This is a genomic window from Streptomyces sp. NPDC087859 (assembly GCF_044742595.1).
Classification (GTDB): Bacteria; Actinomycetota; Actinomycetes; order Streptomycetales; family Streptomycetaceae; genus Streptomyces; species Streptomyces canus_F.
Genome location: NZ_JBIUUU010000007.1, coordinates 461,637 through 482,732, shown reverse-complemented (window position 1 = coordinate 482,732; position 21,096 = coordinate 461,637). Strand labels below are relative to the sequence as shown.

General features: G+C 71.0%; 19 protein-coding genes. 14 read left to right on the top strand and 5 right to left on the bottom strand.

The window, feature by feature from the left end:
• Positions 1-389: 389 nt before the first annotated feature.
• From ACIOHP_RS19920 to ACIOHP_RS19895, 6 genes are all read left to right on the top strand, one after another.
• The gene (locus ACIOHP_RS19920; protein WP_401889097.1) at positions 390-2,147 is read left to right on the top strand and encodes an FAD/NAD(P)-binding protein; all 1,758 of its coding nucleotides are present in this window, start codon (positions 390-392) and stop codon (positions 2,145-2,147) included.
• Positions 2,148-2,208: 61 nt separating this feature from the next.
• Positions 2,209-3,258 (top strand): LLM class flavin-dependent oxidoreductase, encoded by a 1,050-nt coding sequence (locus ACIOHP_RS19915; RefSeq protein ID WP_401889095.1) that lies wholly within the window; start codon positions 2,209-2,211, stop codon positions 3,256-3,258.
• Entirely contained in the window at positions 3,255-4,559 is a 1,305-nt protein-coding gene (locus ACIOHP_RS19910; protein WP_401889093.1) for an NtaA/DmoA family FMN-dependent monooxygenase, read from the top strand. The genes ACIOHP_RS19915 and ACIOHP_RS19910 overlap by 4 nt, the downstream gene beginning before the upstream one ends.
• A gap of 4 nt (positions 4,560-4,563) precedes the next feature.
• A complete protein-coding gene (locus ACIOHP_RS19905; protein ID WP_401889090.1) occupies positions 4,564-5,391 on the top strand; it encodes a DUF1684 domain-containing protein in 828 nt (275 codons plus the stop codon).
• Between the two features lie 165 nt (positions 5,392-5,556).
• Positions 5,557-6,462: a S1 family peptidase gene (locus ACIOHP_RS19900; RefSeq protein ID WP_401889087.1), complete on the top strand. Its 906-nt coding sequence runs from the start codon at positions 5,557-5,559 to the stop codon at positions 6,460-6,462.
• Positions 6,463-6,571: 109 nt separating this feature from the next.
• Positions 6,572-7,228, top strand: coding sequence for a hypothetical protein (locus ACIOHP_RS19895; protein ID WP_401889084.1), 657 nt, complete (start codon positions 6,572-6,574; stop codon positions 7,226-7,228).
• Here ACIOHP_RS19895 and ACIOHP_RS19890 read toward each other — a convergent pair.
• Positions 7,223-8,092 carry an alpha/beta fold hydrolase gene (locus ACIOHP_RS19890; RefSeq protein ID WP_401889081.1) on the bottom strand — a complete coding sequence of 290 codons (870 nt, stop codon included), beginning with the start codon at positions 8,090-8,092 and terminating at the stop codon, positions 7,223-7,225. The two genes, ACIOHP_RS19895 and ACIOHP_RS19890, sit on opposite strands and share 6 nt — an antisense overlap.
• A gap of 89 nt (positions 8,093-8,181) precedes the next feature.
• On the opposite strand from ACIOHP_RS19890, the gene ACIOHP_RS19885 reads away from it, so the two are divergent.
• Both ACIOHP_RS19885 and ACIOHP_RS19880 read left to right on the top strand, forming a co-directional pair.
• Positions 8,182-9,063 carry a slipin family protein gene (locus tag ACIOHP_RS19885; protein WP_401889079.1) on the top strand — a complete coding sequence of 294 codons (882 nt, stop codon included), beginning with the start codon at positions 8,182-8,184 and terminating at the stop codon, positions 9,061-9,063.
• 233 nt (positions 9,064-9,296) lie between these two features.
• On the top strand, positions 9,297-10,379 hold the full coding sequence (locus ACIOHP_RS19880; protein WP_361548871.1) for a S1 family peptidase: 1,083 nt from the start codon (positions 9,297-9,299) through the stop codon (positions 10,377-10,379).
• 222 nt (positions 10,380-10,601) lie between these two features.
• Here ACIOHP_RS19880 and ACIOHP_RS19875 read toward each other — a convergent pair whose 3' ends face one another.
• A complete protein-coding gene (locus tag ACIOHP_RS19875; RefSeq protein WP_401889076.1) occupies positions 10,602-11,651 on the bottom strand; it encodes a DUF3533 domain-containing protein in 1,050 nt (349 codons plus the stop codon).
• Between the two features lie 133 nt (positions 11,652-11,784).
• Here ACIOHP_RS19875 and ACIOHP_RS19870 point away from each other — a divergent pair, with 133 nt between their 5' ends.
• Genes ACIOHP_RS19870 through ACIOHP_RS19860 form a run of 3 tightly spaced genes read left to right on the top strand, consistent with a single transcriptional unit; the run spans position 11,785 to position 17,269 of the window.
• Positions 11,785-15,240, top strand: coding sequence for a DNA polymerase III subunit alpha (locus tag ACIOHP_RS19870; protein ID WP_401889073.1), 3,456 nt, complete (start codon positions 11,785-11,787; stop codon positions 15,238-15,240).
• A complete protein-coding gene (locus ACIOHP_RS19865) occupies positions 15,237-16,205 on the top strand; it encodes a DNA polymerase thumb domain-containing protein (protein WP_401889071.1) in 969 nt (322 codons plus the stop codon). Before ACIOHP_RS19870 ends, ACIOHP_RS19865 begins: the two co-directional genes overlap by 4 nt.
• 14 nt (positions 16,206-16,219) lie before the next feature.
• Positions 16,220-17,269: an NADAR domain-containing protein gene (locus ACIOHP_RS19860; protein ID WP_401889068.1), complete on the top strand. Its 1,050-nt coding sequence runs from the start codon at positions 16,220-16,222 to the stop codon at positions 17,267-17,269.
• On the opposite strand, the gene ACIOHP_RS19855 is transcribed toward ACIOHP_RS19860, so the two are convergent.
• Positions 17,247-17,621: a cupin domain-containing protein gene (locus ACIOHP_RS19855; RefSeq protein WP_401889065.1), complete on the bottom strand. Its 375-nt coding sequence runs from the start codon at positions 17,619-17,621 to the stop codon at positions 17,247-17,249. The genes ACIOHP_RS19860 and ACIOHP_RS19855 overlap by 23 nt on opposite strands.
• A 104-nt stretch (positions 17,622-17,725) precedes the next feature.
• On the opposite strand from ACIOHP_RS19855, the gene ACIOHP_RS19850 reads away from it, so the two are divergent.
• On the top strand, positions 17,726-18,169 hold the full coding sequence (locus ACIOHP_RS19850; protein ID WP_401889062.1) for a MarR family winged helix-turn-helix transcriptional regulator: 444 nt from the start codon (positions 17,726-17,728) through the stop codon (positions 18,167-18,169).
• A gap of 183 nt (positions 18,170-18,352) precedes the next feature.
• Complete coding sequence (locus ACIOHP_RS19845; RefSeq protein ID WP_401889059.1) at positions 18,353-19,216, top strand: esterase/lipase family protein; 864 nt, start codon at positions 18,353-18,355, stop codon at positions 19,214-19,216.
• Between the two features lie 59 nt (positions 19,217-19,275).
• Here the strand turns inward: ACIOHP_RS19845 and ACIOHP_RS19840 are convergent, their stop codons facing one another.
• Positions 19,276-20,274: a lytic polysaccharide monooxygenase gene (locus ACIOHP_RS19840; RefSeq protein WP_401889056.1), complete on the bottom strand. Its 999-nt coding sequence runs from the start codon at positions 20,272-20,274 to the stop codon at positions 19,276-19,278.
• A gap of 159 nt (positions 20,275-20,433) precedes the next feature.
• On the opposite strand from ACIOHP_RS19840, the gene ACIOHP_RS19835 reads away from it, so the two are divergent.
• Complete coding sequence (locus tag ACIOHP_RS19835) at positions 20,434-20,883, top strand: GNAT family N-acetyltransferase (protein WP_401889053.1); 450 nt, start codon at positions 20,434-20,436, stop codon at positions 20,881-20,883.
• Between the two features lie 29 nt (positions 20,884-20,912).
• Here the strand turns inward: ACIOHP_RS19835 and ACIOHP_RS19830 are convergent, their stop codons facing one another.
• Entirely contained in the window at positions 20,913-21,047 is a 135-nt protein-coding gene (locus ACIOHP_RS19830) for a hypothetical protein (RefSeq protein WP_401889051.1), read from the bottom strand.
• Positions 21,048-21,096: the final 49 nt, after the last annotated feature.

The following is a 21,096-nucleotide window of genomic DNA, read 5'->3' as shown; positions in this document are numbered from 1 at the left end:
GCCCGGGAATCAGGGCGCGCAGGGGGTCAGCTCAACAGGAAGAGGACCACACGCGACCGAAGTCGATGTGGGAGCGCTTGACCAGCCACTGCTGTGGATGCATGGGGCAAGTGGAACAGGCATCCGGTTGTGCGTCAACCGACTTGAGACGTACGGCTCACAGTATGGACAGCCTTGACAGTGAGGGGAAACGCCCCCGTAGTCTCGAGGGGCGGCCCTGCTGAGGGGCTCGGCCGCGATCCGCGCCGCGCGGCGCGCTTGTGTGAAGGCACCCGTCCGAGTTCGAACGACTCGCTGCCACGGAGCCTTCACATGTCCTCCGACACCCTCTCCCCAACCACCGCCCGCCGGGACCCGGCTGACCGGCACCCTCATCAGGGGCACCTCCGATGACCCGGCACTCACTGGTGATCGTCGGCGCCGGGCCGCGAGGGGCCGGTCTGATCGAACGGATCGCGGCCAACGCGCCCGAGCTGTACGACGGCTCGGGCCTCGACATCCATCTCGTCGACCCGCATGCACCGGGTGCCGGGCGCATCTGGCGCGAGGCGCAGTCGCCGCTGCTGTGGATGAACTCGCACGCCGAGGACGTCACGATGTTCACCGACGACACGGTGGACATGGCCGGACCGGTGCGTCCCGGACCCACGCTGCACGAGTGGGCCGGCATCGACGGCACCACCTTCGCGGACCGGCAGCTCCAGGGCGGGTATCTGCGGTGGGTGCACGAGCAGGCGGTGGCCGCGCTGCCTCCGTCGGTGCGGGTGCACCACCATCCGCGGCGCGCCCTGCGGGTCGGCGGTTCGCGCGAGGGGCGCCAGCAGGTGTGGCTGGAGGGCCGCCCGGGCCCGCTCCTCGCCGACCTGGTCGTCCTCGCGCTCGGCCACCTCGACGCCGAACTCGACGACGAGCAAAGGTCGTTGGCCGCGTACGCGACGGAGCACGGCCTCGTCCACCTCCCGCCCGACTTCACCGCCGACAGTGACCTGTCCGCGCTCGCGCCCGGCTCGCACGTCCTCGTCCGCGGCTTCGGGCTCGCCTTCGTCGATCTGATGGTGCTGCTGACGGAGGGGCGGGGCGGGCGGTACGAGGGCGGCACCTACGTACCGTCCGGACGCGAGCCGGTGCTGTACGTCGGGTCGCGGCGCGGGGTGCCGTACCACTCGAAGATCGGCTACGACTGGACCGGTGAACGGCCCCCGCTGCCCCGGTTCTTCGGGCCCGCCGAGGTCGAGGACCTGCTCGCCCGGCCCGCGGGGTTCGACTTCCGCCGGGACGTGTGGCCGCTGGTGGAGAAGGAGCTGGGGTTCGCGCACTACCACCGGTTGTTCACGGTGCACGGGGAGCGGACCGCGATGTCCTGGGCCGACTTCGAGGAGAAGTACGCGGTCGGCGACCGCACGGATGTCGAGGCCCTCGTGGAGGCCGCCGTGCCCGACCCGGCCGACCAGCTGGACCTGGGCGCGCTGGACCGGCCGCTGGAAGGGGTGCGGTACGGGTCGTTCGAGGAGCTCCAGGAGGGGCTGCGCGGGTATGTCGAGCAGGATCTGAGCCGACGGCACGACCCTGCGTACAGCCAGGACCTGTCGGTCTTCCTCGGGCTGCTGTCCGTCTACGGCCAGTTGGTCCGGCTCGGGGGCACCGGACCCTGGTGGCACGGCTTCTTCAGCTATCTGGCGTCGGGGCCGCCCGGACCCCGGCTGCGGCAGTTGCAGGCCCTCTCGCGGGCGGGTGTCGTCAGGTTCCTCGGCGCGGACGTCTCGGTGGAGGCCCAGGACGGCGTCTTCCGGGCCACGAGCGCGAGTCTGCCCGGGTTCTCCGTCGAGACGCGCGCGCTGGTCGAGGCGCGGTTGCCCGAGCCGACGGTCGGACGGGCCCGTGACGCCCTGCTGCGGGAACTGCGGGAGGACGGGGCCGCCGAGACCCCGGAGGGGCTGCTCCGGGTGGACCCCGGTGACGGGCGGATCCTGGACGTGGCCGGCCGGCCGCATCCCCGGCGCTTCGCGCTCGGTCCCTTCACCGACGCCCGTACCTCCGGCGCCTTCACCCGGCCCCGCACCGGCGGCCCGGCGTTCCGCCAGAACGACGCCACGGCCAGGGCGGCACTCGAGTTCTTCGCCGCCCTCGCCGGACGCGCGGCCGCCTGAGACACCACCGGCCGCTCAAGACACCCCCCTACCCCAAGAGCTTTCTCCCGAAGGTGCTGTGATGTTGCATCTCTCCGCCGCTGTCGACCAGCCGTCGGCCCATGACGCCGGCTCCTACGTCGAACTGGCCCGGCTCGCCGAACACGGTGTCCTCGACTTCGTGACCCTGGACGACACCTTCGCCCGCCCCGGGCTCGACGCGCTCGCCGTCCTGTCCCGGGTGGCCCCGGTCACCGGCCGGATCGGACTCGTGCCGACCGTCACGACCACCCACACCGAGCCCTTCCATGTCCAGGCGGCCGTCGCGACCCTCGACTGGGTCAGCCGGGGCCGGGCCGGCTGGCGGCTCGACGTGTCGACCACCGAGGGCGAGGCCCGCCTCTTCGGCCGCCGGCACGCCGCCCCCGCCGACGCGCTGTGGCGGGAGGCCGGTGAAGTGGCCGACGTGGCAGCGAAGTTGTGGGACAGCTGGGAGGACGACGCCGAGATACGGGACGAGTCGACCGGCCGTTTCATCGACCGGGACAAGCTGCACCACGTCGACTTCGCGGGCACGGAGTTCTCGGTGCGGGGCCCCTCGATCGTGCCGCGCCCTCCGCAGGGCCACCCGGTCCGGGTGGTCGACGCCTCCGAGGGGCAGGCCCGGGACATCGCCGCCCGGTACGCGGACGTGGCCCTCGTACGGTCCGTGAGCGCCGCGCAGACCCGTGCCGTACGGAATCAACTGCGCGCCGCCGCGGCGAGGTTCGGGCGCGACCCCGACGCACTGCGGGTCCTCGCCGGGCTCGTCGTCGACCTCGGCGACGGGGAGCACGCGGCCGAACCGGGCCACGGCGGGGGCGGCCCCCGGCAGACCGCGCAGGGCCCGCTGTACCGCGGCGGTCCCGTCGACCTCGCGGACCTGATCGCCTCCTGGCACGGGGAGGGCGCCGTCGACGGCTTCCACCTCACGCCCGCCGAGCCACGCCGTGACCTGGAGCGGCTCGTCAACGGCACGGTGGCGCTGCTCCAGCACCGCGGACTGTTCCGCACCTTCTACCCGGGCAGCACGCTCCGGGAGCACCTGGGGCTGGCCCGGCCCGTCAACCAATACGCGGGGGAAGCGTCATGACCGAACGACCGCTCAAACAGATCCGTCTCGCGGTGCACTTCCCGGGCGTCAACAACGCCACCGTCTGGGCCGATCCGCGCTCGCGGTCCCAGATCGAGTTCTCCTCCTTCGAGCACCTGGCCCGCACGGCCGAGCGTGGTCTGTTCGACTTCTTCTTCCTCGCCGAGGGGCTGCGGCTGCGTGAGCACAAGGGCCGTATCCACGACCTGGACGTGGTGGGGCGCCCGGAGTCGATCACCGTGCTCAACGCGCTCGCCGCCGTCACGGAGAACCTGGGGCTCGCCGCCACCGTCAACGCGACCTTCAACGAGCCGTACGAACTCGCCCGCAGGCTGGCCTCGTTGGACCACCTCAGCGGGGGCCGGGCCGCCTGGAACGTGGTGACCTCCTCCGATTCCTTCACCGGGGAGAACTTCCGGCGCGGCGGCTTCCTCGACCGGGCCGACCGGTACACACGGGCGGCCGAATTCGTCGCCACCGCACGGGAGTTGTGGGACTCCTGGACACCGGACGGGCTGTCCCGGCCGTTCGCCCACCGCGGGCGGCACTTCGACATCGCGGGCGAGTTCACCGTGCCGCGCTCGCCGCAGGGACATCCGGTCGTCATCCAGGCCGGGGACTCGGACGAGGGGCGGGAGTTCGCCGCCGCCACGGCCGATGTGGTCTTCACGCGGCAGACCTCGCTGGAGGGCGGTCGCGCCTTCTACACCGATGTGAAGGGACGCCTGGCGAAGTACGGCCGTACCTTCGAGGACCTGAAGATCATGCCCGGGGTCGGTGTCGTCCTCGGCGACACCGCCGTGGAGGCGCAGGAGAGGGCAGCCGAGATCCGCCGGCAGCAGACCTCCCCGCAGACCGCGATCCTCACGCTGGAGCAGATCTGGGGCGTCGACCTCTCCTCGTACGACCCGGACGGCCCGCTCCCCGACATGGACCCGGTGGCCGAGCCGACGCTCACCCAGGGCCGGACCCGGCGCGGGAACACCCTCGAGATCGCGGAGAGGTGGCGGGCGCTGTCGAAGGAGAAGGGGCTGTCCATCCGGGAGACCGTGATCGAGGCGGGCGGCCGGCAGTCCTTCATCGGGACTCCGCAGGCGGTCGCCGCCGAGCTCGACGAGTTCGTGCAGCGCGATGCCGCCGACGGCTTCATCCTCGTCCCGCATCTCACCCCGGCCGGACTCGACGAGTTCGTGGACCGCGTGGTGCCGTTGCTCCAGGAACGCGGGGTGTTCCGTACCGAGTACAAGGGCACCACACTCCGCTCCCACCTCGGGCTCTCCGAACCGGCATGGAAGGGTTGATCACATGACGTCGGACGCGTTCGACGAGTGGAAGAAGTGGCACGAACACCGCGTCGAGACGGTCTCCGCGCCCTACGGACCGCTCTCGCTCACCGGGACGTACTGGCTGGAGGACCATCCGGACGGACGGCTTCCGACCGCTCCCGGGGCCTGGTCGGCCGACGGTGACGCGGTGCTGCTCAGGGCCGCCGAGGAGGACGGGCTGACCGTGGACGGGCGGCCCTTCGGCGGTGCGGTACGGCTCGGCGCCGACCCCGGACCGGTGGGCGCGAGCCGGGTCGCGTACGGCGGGCGGCGGCTGGTCGTGCTGGTGCGCGAGGGAGCGTGGGGCGTACGGGACTTCGACCCGGCCTCCGAGGCGCGGCGCGCGTTCCGCGGTGTCGCGGCCACGCCGTACGAGCCGCGCTGGTCGGTGCCGGGGCGCTTCACGCCGTACGGCGAACCGCGCAGCGTCCGCGTGGAGAACGCGGACGGACGGCGGCGCGGCCTCGGGCTGGGCGGAGAGCTGGCGTTCACCCTCGACGGACAGGAGTTCACGCTCCAGGTGACGGTCGAGGGGGACGGATCGCTGTGGGCGGTTTTCGGCGATGCGACGAGCGGATCCAGCAGTCACCGCTTCCGGTTCCTGCGGTCCGCCGCACCCGACGCCGAGGGGCGCACGACGGTCGACTTCAACCGCGCCCTGCTTCCGCCGTGTGCGTTCGCCGACCACTTCATCTGCCCCTTCCCGCCGCCGGGGAACAGGCTGGGCATCGCCGTCGAGGCGGGGGAGCGCACCCTGCTCCGAGGAGCGGCCGGCTCACGGGGAACGCATGGGTGGTTCAAAGATTGACGGCCGAAAGGCGCCCTTGCGGCTACCGGTCGTTCGGCCGAATACTCCCCCTCAGCGCTTGTCAGGGGCACGGCGTGTTCGGAATCCGGACATGTGGGCTTCTGGCTGCGCCTCACGGGCCCCGACCCCACGCGGGCCCCCAACCTCCCTGGGAGGGAACGAAAAGTGAGGATCAAGCGCACCACCCCCCGCAGCGGCATTACGAGACGGACCCGGCTGATCGCCGTATCCACCGGACTCGTGGCCGCCGCAGCGATCGCGATCCCCAACGCGAACGCCTCGGACGTGACCACCTTCAGCGCCAACGAGCTGAAGAGCGCCAACAGTTCGGTGCTCAAGGCCGATGTCCCCGGCACCGCCTGGGCCGTCGACAGTAAGACCAACCGTGTCGTCGTCACCGTCGACAGCACGGTCTCCAAGGCGGAGATCGCGAAGATCAAGCGGCAGGCCGGCGCCAACGCCGACGCGCTGACGATCAAGCGGACCCCGGGCAAGTTCAACAAGCTGATCTCCGGCGGCGACGCAATCTATGCGAGTAGCTGGCGTTGCTCCCTGGGCTTCAACGTCCGCAGCGGCAGTACCTACTACTTCCTGACCGCCGGCCACTGCACCGACGGTGCGGGCAACTGGTGGTCCAACTCCGGTCGTACGTCGCTGCTCGGCGCGACCGCCGGGTCCAGCTTCCCGACCAACGACTACGGCATCGTCCGGTACTCGTCCACCTACCCCGTGTCCTCGATCTCGGGCACTGTGGGCAGCCAGGACATCACCAGTGCCGCCACGCCCTCCGTCGGCACCACGGTGTACCGCCGCGGCTCCACCACCGGCACGCACAGCGGCCGGGTCACCGCCCTCAACGCAACCGTCAACTACGGTGGCGGCGACGTCGTGTACGGCATGATCCAGACCACGGTCTGCGCCGAGCCCGGCGACTCCGGCGGCCCGCTGTACGGCGGCACCGTCGCCTACGGTCTGACCTCCGGCGGCAGCGGCAACTGCTCCTCCGGCGGCACGACCTTCTTCCAGCCCGTCACCGAGGCCCTGAGCGCGTACGGCGTCAGCGTCTTCTAGGTCCCGGAACGGCCTGTATCGCAGCCAGCACCTGTGGTGAGCCCCCGCACACGCCTGCCGTGCGGGGGCTCGCTATTGTCGCCGTCAACACGGGGGAGAGGACCAGGGGTTGGAGTTCGACGACCGGCAACGGCGGGTGCGGCGCAGTCCGTTGTTGTTCGTGGCGCCGTTGGTGCTGCTGATCCTGCTGACGCTGGTGCTGCTGTGGGAGATCGTGCGGTCGAACATCACCGGCGACCTGGCCCGGCAGTGGCCCTGGCGGCTGCGGCTCATGGACATGAACCCGCTGGGCGCGCTGCTGGCGGTGGCGCTCGCCGCGGTGTTCGGGCGAGCCCAGTACGCGCGGACGGTGCGGCCCGCACTGGGCTGGAGTTCCTCCTGGACGGTCGGTGACCTCGGCCCGGACGAGCCCGGGTGGCATGTGGAAGTGGTGAACGGCGGCTCGCAGCACTCGGTGGTGGAGCGGGTGGACTACTGCTTCGTCCCGAGCGGCGGGGAGCCCACCGCGTGGACCGACCACGCCGGGGTGCTGGAGGAGCTCGCCGACCGGGGGTTCGTCCAGGGCAAGGACTACTACCTGCGGCTGACCGGCGCCGGGTTCCCCCTGGGCAACGGGGGAATGCGGGCGGGGGCGTACGGCCGTCGGTTCGTCGGCGAGATCGACCAGCTGCGCCTGCGGCTGCGCGTCACCGACGCCGTGGGGGACAGCCACGAGCGGGTCATGGACCTGATGCGGGGCGCCCGGATGGAGCGCCCCGGATCATGACGCAGGGCACAGCCAGTCCAGTACGGCGGGCAGCGCCTCGATCGCCCCGAAGTGACCGGCGTCCGGGTCCAGGACGGGACGGGCGCGCGGGACGCGGCCCAGGAGCCACTCGAAGTGGCCCACCGGGGAGAACCGGTCCTGGGCGCCGTGCCACAGCAGGACCGGCCGCGTGATGTCCGCCGGGTCGAAGCCCCAGTGGCTCAGCAGGGCGAGGGCGTCGTCGAGCCAGCCGTACGCCGAAGTGCGCAGCGCCTCGCGGTAGTTGCGCAGCAGCATGTCGCCGACGGCCGGCTGGGAGACGATCCGCCGGTCGGCGTCGGTGAGCCCGTCGCGGATGGTCACGAGCAGCTGGGCGGGGTCCTGGCGGACGGCGGCGGCCCGGGAGGCGAGCCGCTCCGCGAAGGCGAGGGTGTCGGTCAGCGCCAGGGTGTAGTCCTCGACGTTGGAGGCCGCCATGCCGTCGAACCAGCTCAGCCCCTCCGCGTCCGGTGGCGCGAGGGACACCAGCGCCGCCGCCCGCCGTACCCGCGCGGGCATCAGTGCCGCACAGGCCAGGGCGTGCGGGGCGCCGCCGGACCGCCCGAGCACGGAGAACTTCTCGAGCCCGAGCGCGTCGGCCAGATCGGCCACGTCCCGGGCCGCGTCGGCGACCCGGCGTCCCGGGTGCCGGTCCGAGTCGGCGTAGCCGGGACGGTCGTAGGCGATGAACCGCACCCACGGGTGCGTCTTGACCACGTCGGCGGGCACGACCCCGGACCGGCAGCCCGGGGTGCCGTGCAGCAGCACCACCGGTGTGCCGTCCCGGTCGCCGTACTCCTCGACCGTCAGCCACCTGCCGTCGCGCGTCTGTATGCCGTCGAGCACCTGTGTCCTCCGTCTCCCCATCGTGTACATCGCGGAGTTACCGTCGAAGTACACACCTTGAGCGCCTGAATCGGACCCTGGGGGCCGTCATGGTCGAGGAGCTGGTGGTAGCGGGAGTGACGCTCGCGTCCGCCGGAGCGGTGTACGTGATGGCGGCGGCACGGGTCGTCAAACAGTACGAACGGGGTGTGGTGTTCCGCCTCGGCAAGCTCCGGTCGGAAGTGCGCGGGCCCGGGTTCACGATGATCGTTCCGGGCATCGACAAGCTCCGGAAGGTCAATATGCAGATCGTGACGATGCCGGTGCCGGGGCAGGAGGGCATCACCCGGGACAACGTCACGGTGCGGGTGGACGCGGTCGTCTACTTCAAGGTGACCGCGCCGGCCGAGGCGATCGTGCGGGTGGAGGACTACCGGTTCGCGGTCGCGCAGATGGCGCAGACCTCGCTCAGGTCCATCATCGGCAAGAGCGAGCTGGACGATCTGCTGTCGGATCGGGAAAAGCTCAACCAGGGGCTGGAGTTGATGATCGACAGCCCCGCCGTGGAGTGGGGCGTCACCATCGACCGGGTCGAGATCAAGGACGTCTCCCTGCCCGAGACCATGAAGCGCTCCATGGCCCGGCAGGCCGAGGCCGACCGGGAGCGGCGGGCCCGGGTCATCAACGCCGACGCCGAACTCCAGGCGTCGAAGAAGCTCGCCGAGGCGGCCAAGGAGATGTCCGAGCAGCCGGCCGCGCTGCAACTGCGGCTGCTGCAGACGGTGGTGGCGGTGGCGGCAGAGAAGAACTCGACGCTGGTGCTGCCCTTCCCCGTCGAGCTGCTGCGGTTCCTGGAGAGGGCGGCGCCGGCGCCCGGGCCGGTGCAGCAACCGGTGCGTTCTGTGGAGGAGCAACCGGTGCAGGAGCAACTGCCGTCGCCCCAGCCTCGTCTGGATCCGGGCTCCGAGGGGTCGAATTCAGGACAGGACTAGACCTCACAGGCTGGTCATTGGTTACCCGCACGTAGTGTTTGCACTGCGAAGTCGCCTGGTGTGACTGTCCACGGTCAATCCGGAAGGGGCGTGCAACCGCGTTCTACGCGCGTCCGGAACTCAACCTTGTGCGCTCCCCGCCGGGTTCGAAAGAGTAAGGGCTCGTCAACCAGCCTTCCGGCCCGCAAGGTCCCCATAACCGACCGGGCCGACCCCCCACAGGAGGACCCGAGTTGCAGCACCGACGCATACCCAAGCGGCGGGCAGCCCTGGCAGGTGCGGGAATCACCGCACTGGTCGCCGCGGGCATCACCTTCCAGACTGCGAACGCCAGCGAGCCCGTGAAGAGCTCCGCCCCCGAGACCCTGTCGGTCGCGGCGGCCGGAAAGCTCGCCTCGACGCTCGGCAAGGACCTCGGAACCGCGGCGGCGGGAACGTATTACGACGCGAAGGCCAAGAACCTCGTCGTGAACGTCCTCAGCGAGACCGCGGCCGACACCGTCGAGGCGGCCGGCGCCCAGGCGCGGGTCGTGGCGAACTCCCTGGCCGAGCTGAAGAGCGCCCGCGGCACCCTCAAGCAGGACGCGACGATCCCGGGTACGTCCTGGGCGACCGACCCGACCACCAACAAGGTGGTCGTCACCGCCGACCGCACGGTCTCCGACGCGGAGTGGGCCAAGCTCACGAAGGTCGTCGACGGGCTCGGCGGCACGGCCGAACTCCAGCGCACGAAGGGGGAGTTCAAGCCCTTCGTCGCCGGCGGTGACGCGATCACCGGGGGCAGCGGGCGGTGCTCGCTCGGGTTCAACGTGGTCAAGGGCGGGGAGCCGTACTTCCTCACCGCCGGGCACTGCACCGAGTCCATCTCCACCTGGTCGGACTCGAGCGGGACCCAGATCGGCACGAACGAGGTGTCCAGCTTCCCGGACAACGACTACGGGCTGGTCAAGTACACCGCCGACGTCGACCACCCGAGCGAGGTGAACCTCTACAACGGGTCCTCGCAGGCGATCACGGGAGCCGCGGAGGCGACGGTCGGGCAGTCGGTCACGCGCAGCGGCTCCACGACCCAGGTGCACTCCGGGAAGGTCACGGGGCTGGACGCGACCGTGAACTACGGGAACGGTGACATCGTCAACGGGCTGATCCAGACGGACGTCTGCGCGGAGCCCGGGGACAGTGGTGGCTCGCTGTTCTCCGGAAGCAGCGCGATCGGGCTCACCTCGGGTGGCAGCGGTGACTGCACCTCCGGTGGGGAGACGTTCTTCCAGCCGGTGACCGAGGCGTTGTCGGCCACGGGGACGTCGATCGGCTGACGGTTCGTGGTGTGCGGAGTCCCGCCCCTTCGGGGGCGGGATTTTCGTTTCCCACCCGCACCGCCCGTGCGGGTTTCGTGGTCGGGTGCGGGTGGCCCTTTGGGGGGGGGCGTCGGCGGATGCGGGTCGACCGTGGCGGTCTGCTGCCGGCGGCGGGTGCGGGTTCGGTAACCGGCGGCCGCCCAGGCGTACTACGGCTTCCGAGTCGGCGGCAGTTCGCCCTCAGGCATCCTGCGCAGTCGCGCCGCGAGCCGGCAAAGGTTCGCCCTCGCGCTTCCTCCGCAGCCCCGCCATCCCCAGCGTCACCGCGATGCCGGCCGCCGCCCATGCCGAGAGCACCAGCAGGGAGGCGGTCGTGTCGTTGCCCTTGAAGTAGGCGATCGAGCGGGCCGTCCAGGTGCCCGCGCCCGGTGGCAGCGCCGGGCCGATCGTCTGCCAGAACGGCGGCAGCATGGGCAGCGGGAAGGCCCCGCCCGCGCTCGGGTTGCCCGCGATCACCACGAGCAGGATCGCGATGCCGATACCGATGATCCCGAAGATCGCCTGGAGGGCGAGGGTCGCCGCCCCCACCGCGAAGGTGACCAGCGCCCCGAGCCCCCAGAGGGCGAGCACGCTGCCCGGCAGCGCGTCCAGGATCGGCCCCACGATCACCGCGCCGCCCAGTCCGCCGACGATCGACACCAGTGCCATCACGATCAGCCGGATCACCGCGCGGCGCGGGTTGGCGGGCCGGGCGCCGGTGCTGATCGCCAGGATCGAGGCGCACAGATAGCCGCCGACGCACCAGCCGACGACCAGGTAGAAGGCCGAAAGGCCGTCGAAGTCCTGGGACGAGGCCGGCGCCACGTCCACCGTCTTGACGCTCCGTTTCTGAGGGGCCTCCAGGGCGGTGAGGTACCTCTCCAGGGTGGTGGCGAGGACGGTGCCGCCGCCGCTCGCGACGAGGAGCGTGTCGGTCGTCCCGGCCGGGTCGATGACCAGCGCCCCGTCGATGTCCCGGTTCAGGATCTGCTTCCGGGCCGTCGCCTCGTCGGCCACCGTGCGCGGGTCCAGGGGCGAGCCGGGCAGCTTCTCCATCCGGGCCACCGCCTGCTCGGCGGCGGCCCGCGGTGCGGCCACCCCGAACGGCACGTCCTTCGGCTTCGGATTGTGCAGCGCTCCCACATAGGAGGTGATGAACAGCAACTGGAGGGCGATCACTCCGATGACCAGCAGCGTGGCCCGCGGGGTGACCGCGTCCTTCACCTCGGCGAGAAAGCTGTTCTGTGTCATGTCCTCACAGTCCGAGGTGAGGGGCGTTTCCGCAGGTGGGGGGCGGCCGAACGGTTGTCGTACACATGTTCGGGATAGGGGGTATGGTGGGGGTGAGGCTGTTGGGAACTGATGTTCGAAAATGGAGGCGCGGGTGCCAGGGTTCACGCATCTGCACACCGTCTCCGGGTTCTCCCTGCGCTACGGCGCCTCCCACCCGGAGCGGCTGGCCGAGCGCGCCTTCGAGCGGGGCATGGACGCCCTTGCCCTCACCGACCGCGACACCCTCGCGGGCACGGTCCGCTTCGCCAAGGCCTGCGCGAAGGCAGGGGTCCGGCCGGTGTTCGGTGTGGAGCTGGCGGTGGAGGAGCACACGCCGGAGCCCGTACGGCAGGGTGATTCCGTGCGACCCGAAAAGCGCCGCGCGCCCGTGCGCGGAGGTGCCTTCATCGACGAGTCGACCCCCCGCGTCACCTTCCTCGCCCGGGACGGCGCCCACGGCTGGGCCGACCTGTGCCGGCTCGTCACGGCGGCACACTCCGAGAAAGGGGGCAAGGGCGCGGAGGGCACGACCCTGCTGCCCTGGACCGAGAACAAAGGGGACGGCCTGACCGTCCTGCTCGGCCCCGCCTCCGACGTCGGCCGTGCCCTCGCCGCCGGACGCCCCGACCGGGCGGCCCGGCTCCTGGCCCCCTGGCGCGAGACCTACGGCGACGCCCTCAGACTGGAGGCCGTCTGGCACGGCCGCGAGGGCACAGGGCCCGGCTCCCTGCGCCTCGCCGCCCGCACCGTCGGCTTCGCCGCGGAACAGCGGGTGCGTCCCGTGCTCAGCAACGCCGTCCGCTACGCCGACCCCGGCCAGGGCCCGGTCGCCGACGTCCTGGACGCCGCTCGTCGCCTGGTCCCCGTCGACCCGACGAAGGAGCTGGACTCCGGTGAGGCCTGGCTCAAGGACCCGTCCGCCATGCTGGCGGCGGCCGAGCGGATCGTGGAGGCCGCGGGCTTCAGACGCGACACCGCCCACCGGCTGCTGGAGCAGACCCGGGCGACGGCCGCCGAGTGTCTGGTCGACCCCGAGGACGACCTCGGCATCGGCACCGTCCACTTCCCCGAACCGCACCTCGTCGGCGCGAGCGGCCGCACCGCCCAGCGGACGCTCGCCTCACGGGCGGCGGCGGGGATGGTGCTGAAGGGGTACGCCGGTCAGCGCGCCTACTGGGAGCGGATGCACCGGGAGCTGGACATCATCGCCCACCACGGCTACGCCTCCTACTTCCTGACGGTCGCTCAAGTGGTGGACGACGTGAGGGACATGGGCATCCGGGTGGCCGCGCGCGGCTCCGGTGCCGGTTCCCTCGTCAACCACCTCCTCGGCATCGCCCACGCCGACCCGGTCGAACACGGGCTGCTGATGGAGCGGTTCCTGTCCAAGCGCCGGCTCGTGCTGCCCGACATCGACATCGACGTGGAGTCCGCCCGTCGCCTGGAGGTCTACCGCGCGATCATCGGCCGGTTCGGCACCGAGCGGGTGGCGACGGTCGCGATGCCGGAGACGTACCGGGTGCGGCACGCGATCCGGGACGTGGGCGCGGCCCTGTCCATGGACCCCGCCGACATCGACCGCATCGCCAAGTCGTTCCCGCACATCCGCGCCCGCGACGCCCGCGCGGCACTGGAGGAGCTGCCCGAACTGCGCGCGCTGGCAGGGGAGAAGGAGCGGTACGGACGGCTCTGGGAACTGACCGAGGCTCTCGACGCCCTCCCGCGCGGAGTCGCCATGCACCCGTGCGGGGTGCTCCTCTCGGACGCCTCCCTCCTCGCCCGTACGCCGGTCATGCCGACCAGTGGCGAGGGTCTGCCCATGTCGCAGTTCGACAAGGACGACGTCGAGGACCTCGGGCTGCTCAAGCTCGATGTGCTGGGCGTGCGGATGCAGTCGGCGATGGCGCACGCGGTCGCGGAGGTGGAGCGGGCGACGGGGGACCGGATCGACCTGGACGCCGTGCCACCGGGTGACCCGGCGACGTATCAACTCATCCGTTCCACCGAGACGCTGGGCTGCTTCCAGATCGAGTCGCCGGGCCAGCGGGACCTGGTCGGGCGGCTCCAGCCGGCCACCTTTCACGATCTCGTCGTCGACATCTCGCTCTTCAGGCCGGGTCCGGTCGCCGCCGACATGGTGCGGCCGTTCATCGAGGCGCGGCACGGACGGGCGCCCGTCAGGTATCCGCACCCGGATCTGGAGGAGCCGCTGAAGGGGACGTACGGGGTCGTCGTCTTCCACGAGCAGATCATCGACATCGTCGACATCATGACCGGGTGCGGTCGCGGCGAGGCGGACCGGGTGCGGCGCGGGCTGTCCGACCCGGAGTCGCAGGGGCGGATCCGGTTCTGGTTCGCGCAGCACGCGGCGGTGAACGGATACGACGCGGAAACGATTCAGCGGACCTGGGAGATCATCGAGGCCTTCGGTTCGTACGGCTTCTGCAAGGCGCACGCGGTCGCCTTCGCCGTACCGACGTACCAGTCGGCGTGGCTGAAGGCGCACCACCCGGCGGCCTTCTACGCGGGGCTGCTCACGCACGACCCCGGGATGTATCCGAAGCGGCTGCTGCTGGCGGACGCGCGGCGGCGCGGGGTGCCGATCCTGCCGTTGGACGTGAACCGGTCGGCGGTCGCCCACTGTATCGAACTGGTGTCTGAATACCCTGTGGTGTGGGGGCTCCGGCTCGCCCTCTCCGACGTGTACGGCATCAGCGAGGCCGAGGCGGCACGGATCGCGGACGGGCAGCCGTACGCCTCACTGCTGGACTTCTGGGAGCGGGCGCGCCCGAGCCGACCGCTCGCCCAAAGACTCGCCCAGGTGGGTGCGTTGGACTCCTTCGGCGCCAACCGGCGTGACCTTCAACTGCACTTGACCGAGCTGCACCGGGGCGCGCGAGGTGCGGGCGGCGGACAACTGCCCCTGGCCGGCGGACGGAAGACCGCGCCCGCCGGACTGCCGGACCTGTCCTCCGCCGAGAAGCTCAGCGCCGAGCTGGGTGTCCTGTCGATGGACGCCTCGCGCAACCTGATGGACGACCACCGGGAGTTCCTGGAGGAGTTGGGCGTGGTCGACGCACGGCGGCTGCGGGACGCGCGGCACGGTGAGACGGTCCTCGTCGCGGGCGCCAAGGCGGCCACCCAGACCCCGCCGATCCGGTCCGGCAAGCGGGTCATCTTCAGCACCCTCGACGACGGCACCGGCCTGGTCGACCTCGCCTTCTTCGACGACTCGCACGACGCCTGCGCCCACACCGTCTTCCATTCCTGGCTGCTGCTGGTGCGCGGGGTGGTGCAGCGCCGCGGCCCGCGCAGCCTCAGCGTGGTGGGCGCCGCCGCCTGGAACCTCGCCGAACTGGTCGAACTGCGCGCCGAGCACGGCCTCGACGCGGTCTCCGCCCGGCTGGCGGAGCCCATGCCGGAAGGGGCCGGTGATTCGACCGGCGGCCGGCGCATCCAGATGCCGACGGGATACGAACTGCATCCGTGGGCGGATCTGCGACCTGCGGGTCAAGAGCCTTCACAGGTAAGGAAGTTGTGGCACCAGAGTCCGGGGAGTGCGGGATGACCATCCTCTGCGTACGTTTCCAGCTGCCGCCGACGGGTGAGGCGGCCCTGCCGGGTCTGCTCGGGTTGCTGGAGGAGTTCACACCGGTCGTCGAGGCGCTGCCACCGGACGCGGCCCTGGCCGATCTGCGGGGCGCCGAACGGTACTTCGGGCGGGACGCCGTCGAACTGGCCTCGGTGATCCGGGTCCGCGCCCTCGCGCTGTACGGGGTCGACTGCGTGATCGGCGCGGGACCGGGCCGGATGCTGGCCCGGATGGCGATGAAGGACGCGCGGCCCGGACTGACCTGCGCGGTGACCGAGGAGGAGGGCGCGGACTTCCTCGCCGGGAAGCCCGTCGCCGCGCTCCCCGGCGTCGGGACGGCCACCGCCCGCACCCTGGGCGAGTACGGACTCGACACCCTCGGCCGGGTCGCCGCCGCACCCCTGTCCACGCTCCAGCGTCTGGTGGGCGCGCGGGTCGGCCGCGAACTGCGCGAGAAGGCGAGCGGAGTCGACCGCGGCCGGGTCGTCCCGAACGCGATCTCCCGCTCCCTGGCCGCCGAACGCCCCTTCACCCGCGACGAGTTGGACCCGGACCGGCACCGCCGCGGCCTGCTCTCCGCCGCCGATGAACTGGGCGCCCGACTGCGCGCCCTGGACAAGATCTGCGGCGCCCTCACCCTCACCGTCCGCTACGCCGACCGCTCGGCGACGACCCGCACCCGCACCCTGAAGGAACCCACCGCACACTCGGCCGCGCTGACCAGGACGGCCTACGAGATGTACGAGGCACTCGGCCTCCAGCGCGCCCGGGTCCGCGCGCTGGCCCTGCGCGCCGAGAGCCTCGGCCCCGCCGAACAGGCCTCCCACCAGCTCACCTTCGACCCCGCCGACGAGAAGCTGCGCCGCATCGAGGAGGTCGCGGACCGCGTGCGGGCCAAGTTCGGGCCGCACGCGGTGATGCCGGGGTCGCTGGCGGCGTGACATAAGGTGCGCGCATGACATGGCGGGGGCCGACGTATCGGACGGTGGGCGGGGAGAGGGTCGACGGGGTCTGGTGCCATGTGTGGCGCAGGCATCAGTTGGCGGACGTGTACGACGTGCACGATCTCGTCGTGTACGCGGACGGCGCGATCAAGTGCGAGGGAAGCGGTCTCGTCGACCTCGCCGGGCTGGAGCGCAGGCTGGCCAAGGGGATCATCGCGGTGCGGGACCCCGGGGCGCCGCCGCCCCCCGAGCCGCCGTCCAGGTGGGGCGCCCGGTACCCCGAGCCGCTCACCCCGGAGAACTTTCTCCTCGAAGTCGCCGACCGTATCGACGAGTTGAGCGGCAGGCCGACGGCGGCCCAGCGCTGCCACGAGGCGATCCGGCACTACCGGCGGGAGCCGACCGAGCTCAGCCGTGCGGCCCTCCGAACGGCATACCTGGCGATTCCGGCGCACCTTCGCGTCTACATCCTGGGCGACATGGAGCGCCAGGACCGCCCCCTGCGGATCCTGCTCACCGACGTGGGCGAGCCCGTGGACGGGGACGGCCCGGTGGTGACGGAGGTGATGCACCGGGACGTTCTCGAGTTCTTCGACGAGTACGACCACGGAGTCACGGAGCGGCCGCGACCGGTGTACGCGGACGACCCGGCGGGTGCCGTCCCGCCGCCCGTCGTTCTGCACGACGTCATCTACCCCCGGGGCCGGCCCGAGAAGCTCGACCTCTTCGTGCTGCGCAACGACTACCCCTCGGAGATCCACTTCGCCGGGGCCGCCCATCCCTCCGTGCACGAGGGCTACTGGGCCCTGGCCGAGAGCCACCGGGGCGACGACTGGCCCGAGGTACGCCTCGCCGTCATGGCCGGCCTGCTGCGCGCGAAGTTCACCCAGCACCCCGACCTCGCCGAGATCCTCCTCGCCACCGGCGACGCGACGATCAGTTACACCGGCCACAAGGAGTCCCCCTACTGGCGGGAGGCCGGCTCCCGCGGCGGCCGCAACTGGATCGGCCGGCTGCTGGAGCTGGTCCGCTCCGAGCTCAGTTGGCCCACGGGGGAGTGATGACCGTGCCGTCGGCCAGCGTCGCCTGAAGGCCGATGGACGTGGTGACCCAGGTGATGGCGGTCCGATCGGTCGGGTTCTCGACGCTCAGGGTCGCGCCGGGATTGATGATCAGGGTGTCACCTGCCGTGATGCGGTGGGTTTCGTCGTCGAGGGTGATCAGGAGTTCGCCGTCGAGGAGGTGGAAGATCTCCTCGCGGTTGACCGTGTGAGCGGGGGCTTTCGTCCCCGCCGGGATCTCGCCGCGCCAGGCGCACAGCTCCTTGCTTCCGGTGAGAGGAGTGGCGTACGAGACGAACCGGGCGCCGTGGATCTCGTGCGTGACGGCTTCGGACGAGCGGATGACAGGCATGGAGTGCCTCCGAATCGACAATCGGTAATTGGTCAAGCAGCTTGACTATATGGCTCTATAGTCAAGCTGCTTGACCAATCTGTCAAGGGTGTTTCAATGCATCCGTGCAGAACTCCGAAGCCCTCGCCCTGTCCGCCGCCCTGCTCGCCGCCGCGGGTGAGCTGACGCATCGCATCAATGACGGTGTCGTCGCGCGGGGGTTCGAGGCGCGGCCCATGTACGGGTTCGCCTTCACCCGGCTCGCCCCGGACGGGGCCACGGTCACCGACCTCGCCGTCCATCTGGGGGTGACGAAGCAGGCCGCCAGTCAGCTCGTCGAGGATCTCGTGCGCAAGGGGTACGTCGAGCGGCGGCCGCATCCCGATGACGCGCGGGCCAGGCTCGTCGTGCTGACCGAGCGGGGGTGGGCGTGCACCCGGGCCGCGGAGGAGGCGGCCGCGGAGGCCGTCGGGGCGTGGGTCGAACTGATCGGTGAGGGTGAAGTGCGGGCGTTGCGTAATCAATTGGCGCGTATCGCCCCCTATGGTCCCATCAGGCCTGCCTGGTGAGGGTTCATCGGTGAACGCGCTTGAGTCGCACTCGTCTCCGGTTAGCGCTGGAAGTTTTTACTGACGCGTAACTTCACAAGTGCACTACCCGTTCGTAACTTGACGAGTGAACAGCATCCTCGTGATCCGGATCACAGGGCGTAAGGCCATCGCAACTCCCTTGAGCCGCAAGGAGATCGCTCGATGCTGCCCTGGAAACGACTGCTCAGACCCCTGACCGCGCTGCTGCTGACCGCATCGGTCGCCCTCGTCCCCGCCGCCACCAGCGCCCATGCCGCCGACGCTCCCAGCCGAGGCTGGAACGACTTCTCCTGCAAGCCGTCCGCCGCCCACCCCCACCCCGTCGTCCTCGTGCACGGCACCTTCGCCAACTCCGTCGACAACTGGCTGGGCCTCGCGCCGTACCTGAAGAACCGCGGGTACTGCGTCTACTCCTTCGACTACGGCCAACTCCCCGGCGTCCCCGTCTTCCACGGACTCGGCCCCATCGACAAGTCGGCCGGGCAGCTGTCCGCCTTCGTCGACAAGGTCCTCGGCTCGACCGGCGCCGCCGAGACCGACCTCGTCGGCCACTCGCAGGGCGGCATGATGCCCCGCTACTACCTCAAGTTCCTCGGCGGAGCCGCGAAGGTGGACGCCCTCGTCGGCATCGCCCCCAGCAACCACGGCACCACGCTGAACGGCCTCACTCAGCTGCTGGACTACTTCCCCGGAGCCGGCGACCTCCTCTCGCAGAGCACCCCGGCCCTCGCCGACCAGACCGCCGGATCGCCCTTCCTCACCAAGCTCAACGAAGGCGGCGACACCGTCCCCGGCGTGACGTACACGGTCCTCGCCACCAAGTACGACGAGGTCGTCACGCCGTACCGCAGCCAGTTCCTCAACGGACCCGGCGTCAACAACGTGGTCGTCCAGGACCTGTGCCCGCTCGACCTCTCCGAACACGCGGCGATCGGACTGTTCGACCTGATCGCCTTCCACGAGGTCATCAACGCGCTCGACCCCGCGCACGCCACTCCGACCACCTGTGCGTCCGTCCTCGGATGACACCCGACCGGGGGCTGTCCGGCCTGAGCCGCCGGACAGCCCCCGCCCCCGTGGTGGCCTCAGCGGCCCTGTCGGCCACCGCTCGTCGCACGCCGGCGGACCGACCCGAAGAGGATCGCCGCACCCGCCGCGAGGACGGCCGCGCCGCCCATGGCGACATACGCCGTGCTGCTGTCGCCACCGGTCTCGGCGAGGTCCTCCGTGGCACCGGCCGCCCTCACCTCGTTCGCGGGCACGGCGGCGGTCGACTCCGACTCCGTCGCGGCCGGCTCCGCCGAGGTGTCGGCGTCCTGGTCACCGTGGCCGTGGTGCTCGACCGTCGACTCGTCCTCGCCCTCCTCGATCTGCTCCTCGGAAGGGGCGGACGCGCTCGGGGCCGGGGACGCGCTGCCCTGCGAACCGGACCCGGAGGAGCCGCCACTGCCGCCGAACGTCACGTCCGAGCAGGAGTAGAACGCCTCCGGGCTGTCCGAGCGCTGCCAGATCCCGTACAGCAGCTGCGCGCCGGAGCGCTCCGGGAGGGTGCCGGAGAACGTGTAGTAGCCGCCGGTCGCGGTCGGGTCGGTGGCCGTCGCCACCGGATTGTCCAGGTCCAGGTCGTCCCAGGCCAGCGGCTGCGCCGGGTCGTAGCCCTCCTTGGTGAGGTACACCTTGAAGGTGCCCTTGTGCGGGGCGGTGACGCGGTACTTGAAGGTGTACGGGCCACTGCTCACGCTCGTCGCCGGCCAGTCCGCGCGGGCCAGGTCGAGGCCCTTGAACTCGTCGCTGTTCGCGCTGCACAGCTTGCCGTCCGGGATCAGCGACTGGTGCCGACCGTTCGCGTCGCCGATGCGGATGCCGTTCCAGTCGTAGAGCGCCTGCGTGCCGCCGGCCGCGACCGCCGCCTTGCACGCGGCGGACTTCGGGCTCTCGGGACCCTCCGCGTAGCACTGCGCGACCCGGCTGACCGGGTCACCCATCGTGCCGTGCGCCGACGCGGGCGCGGCGGCCAGCGCGGTGAGGGCGAGCGGGGTCAGGCCGAGGGCGGCGACGAAGGCGGCCTTACGGCGTGCAGGCATGGGAGAACTCCTCGCAGCGGTTCTTGGGAATCCCGTGGGGACGATCAGCAAGCTAGCCCCAAGAAACCGCGGAATCGCCTGCTGGGAGCGGCTGACGGAGATCCTTATGGTGCCGTTAAGGGAGTGCTCAGACTGCGATCAGGTAGGTACCGTCGCGGCATGACCGACGAGGAGATCCGGCAGGCCGTCGCCGCCGACGTAGCGGCCGTGAAGAGCGTGACCGATGCGGCGTACCGCCACTACATCGAGCGCATCGGGGTGGTGCCGCAGCCCATGGAGCGGGACCACGCGGCGAGCGTGGCCGCGGGGCAGGTGTTCGTCACGGGGGAGCCCGTGAACGGGCTGGTGGTCGTCGAGGCACGTGAGGATCATCTGTACCTCGACAACATCGCCGTCCACCCCGACGCCCAGGGCACGGGCGTCGGCGGACGGCTGCTGCGGTTCGTGGACGCACACGCGCGTGCGCTGGGTCTTTCCGAGGTCAGGCTCTACACGAACGCGCTGATGTGGGAGAACCAGAAGATCTATCCGAAGTACGGATACGAGGTCCTGGAACGGCGAGTGGACGGGCCCTATGACCGCGTCCACTACCGCAAGCGACTGGACTGACACGTCTCATGCGCCGGCTCATGTCGGCGTCAGCCGTCCGGCCACCAGGTGCGCGCGATGTCCTTTCGCACCTCGGGGCGTCCGGCGGAGCCCTCTTCGGCCTCCTCACGGATCCGACGGCTGTCCGACTTCTTCAGGGGCTTCTGCACGGTTACTCGGCGCATGGCTGCCTCCTTCAGTGCCTACCGTGTTCCGCGTTCTCGCGGAGGTAGA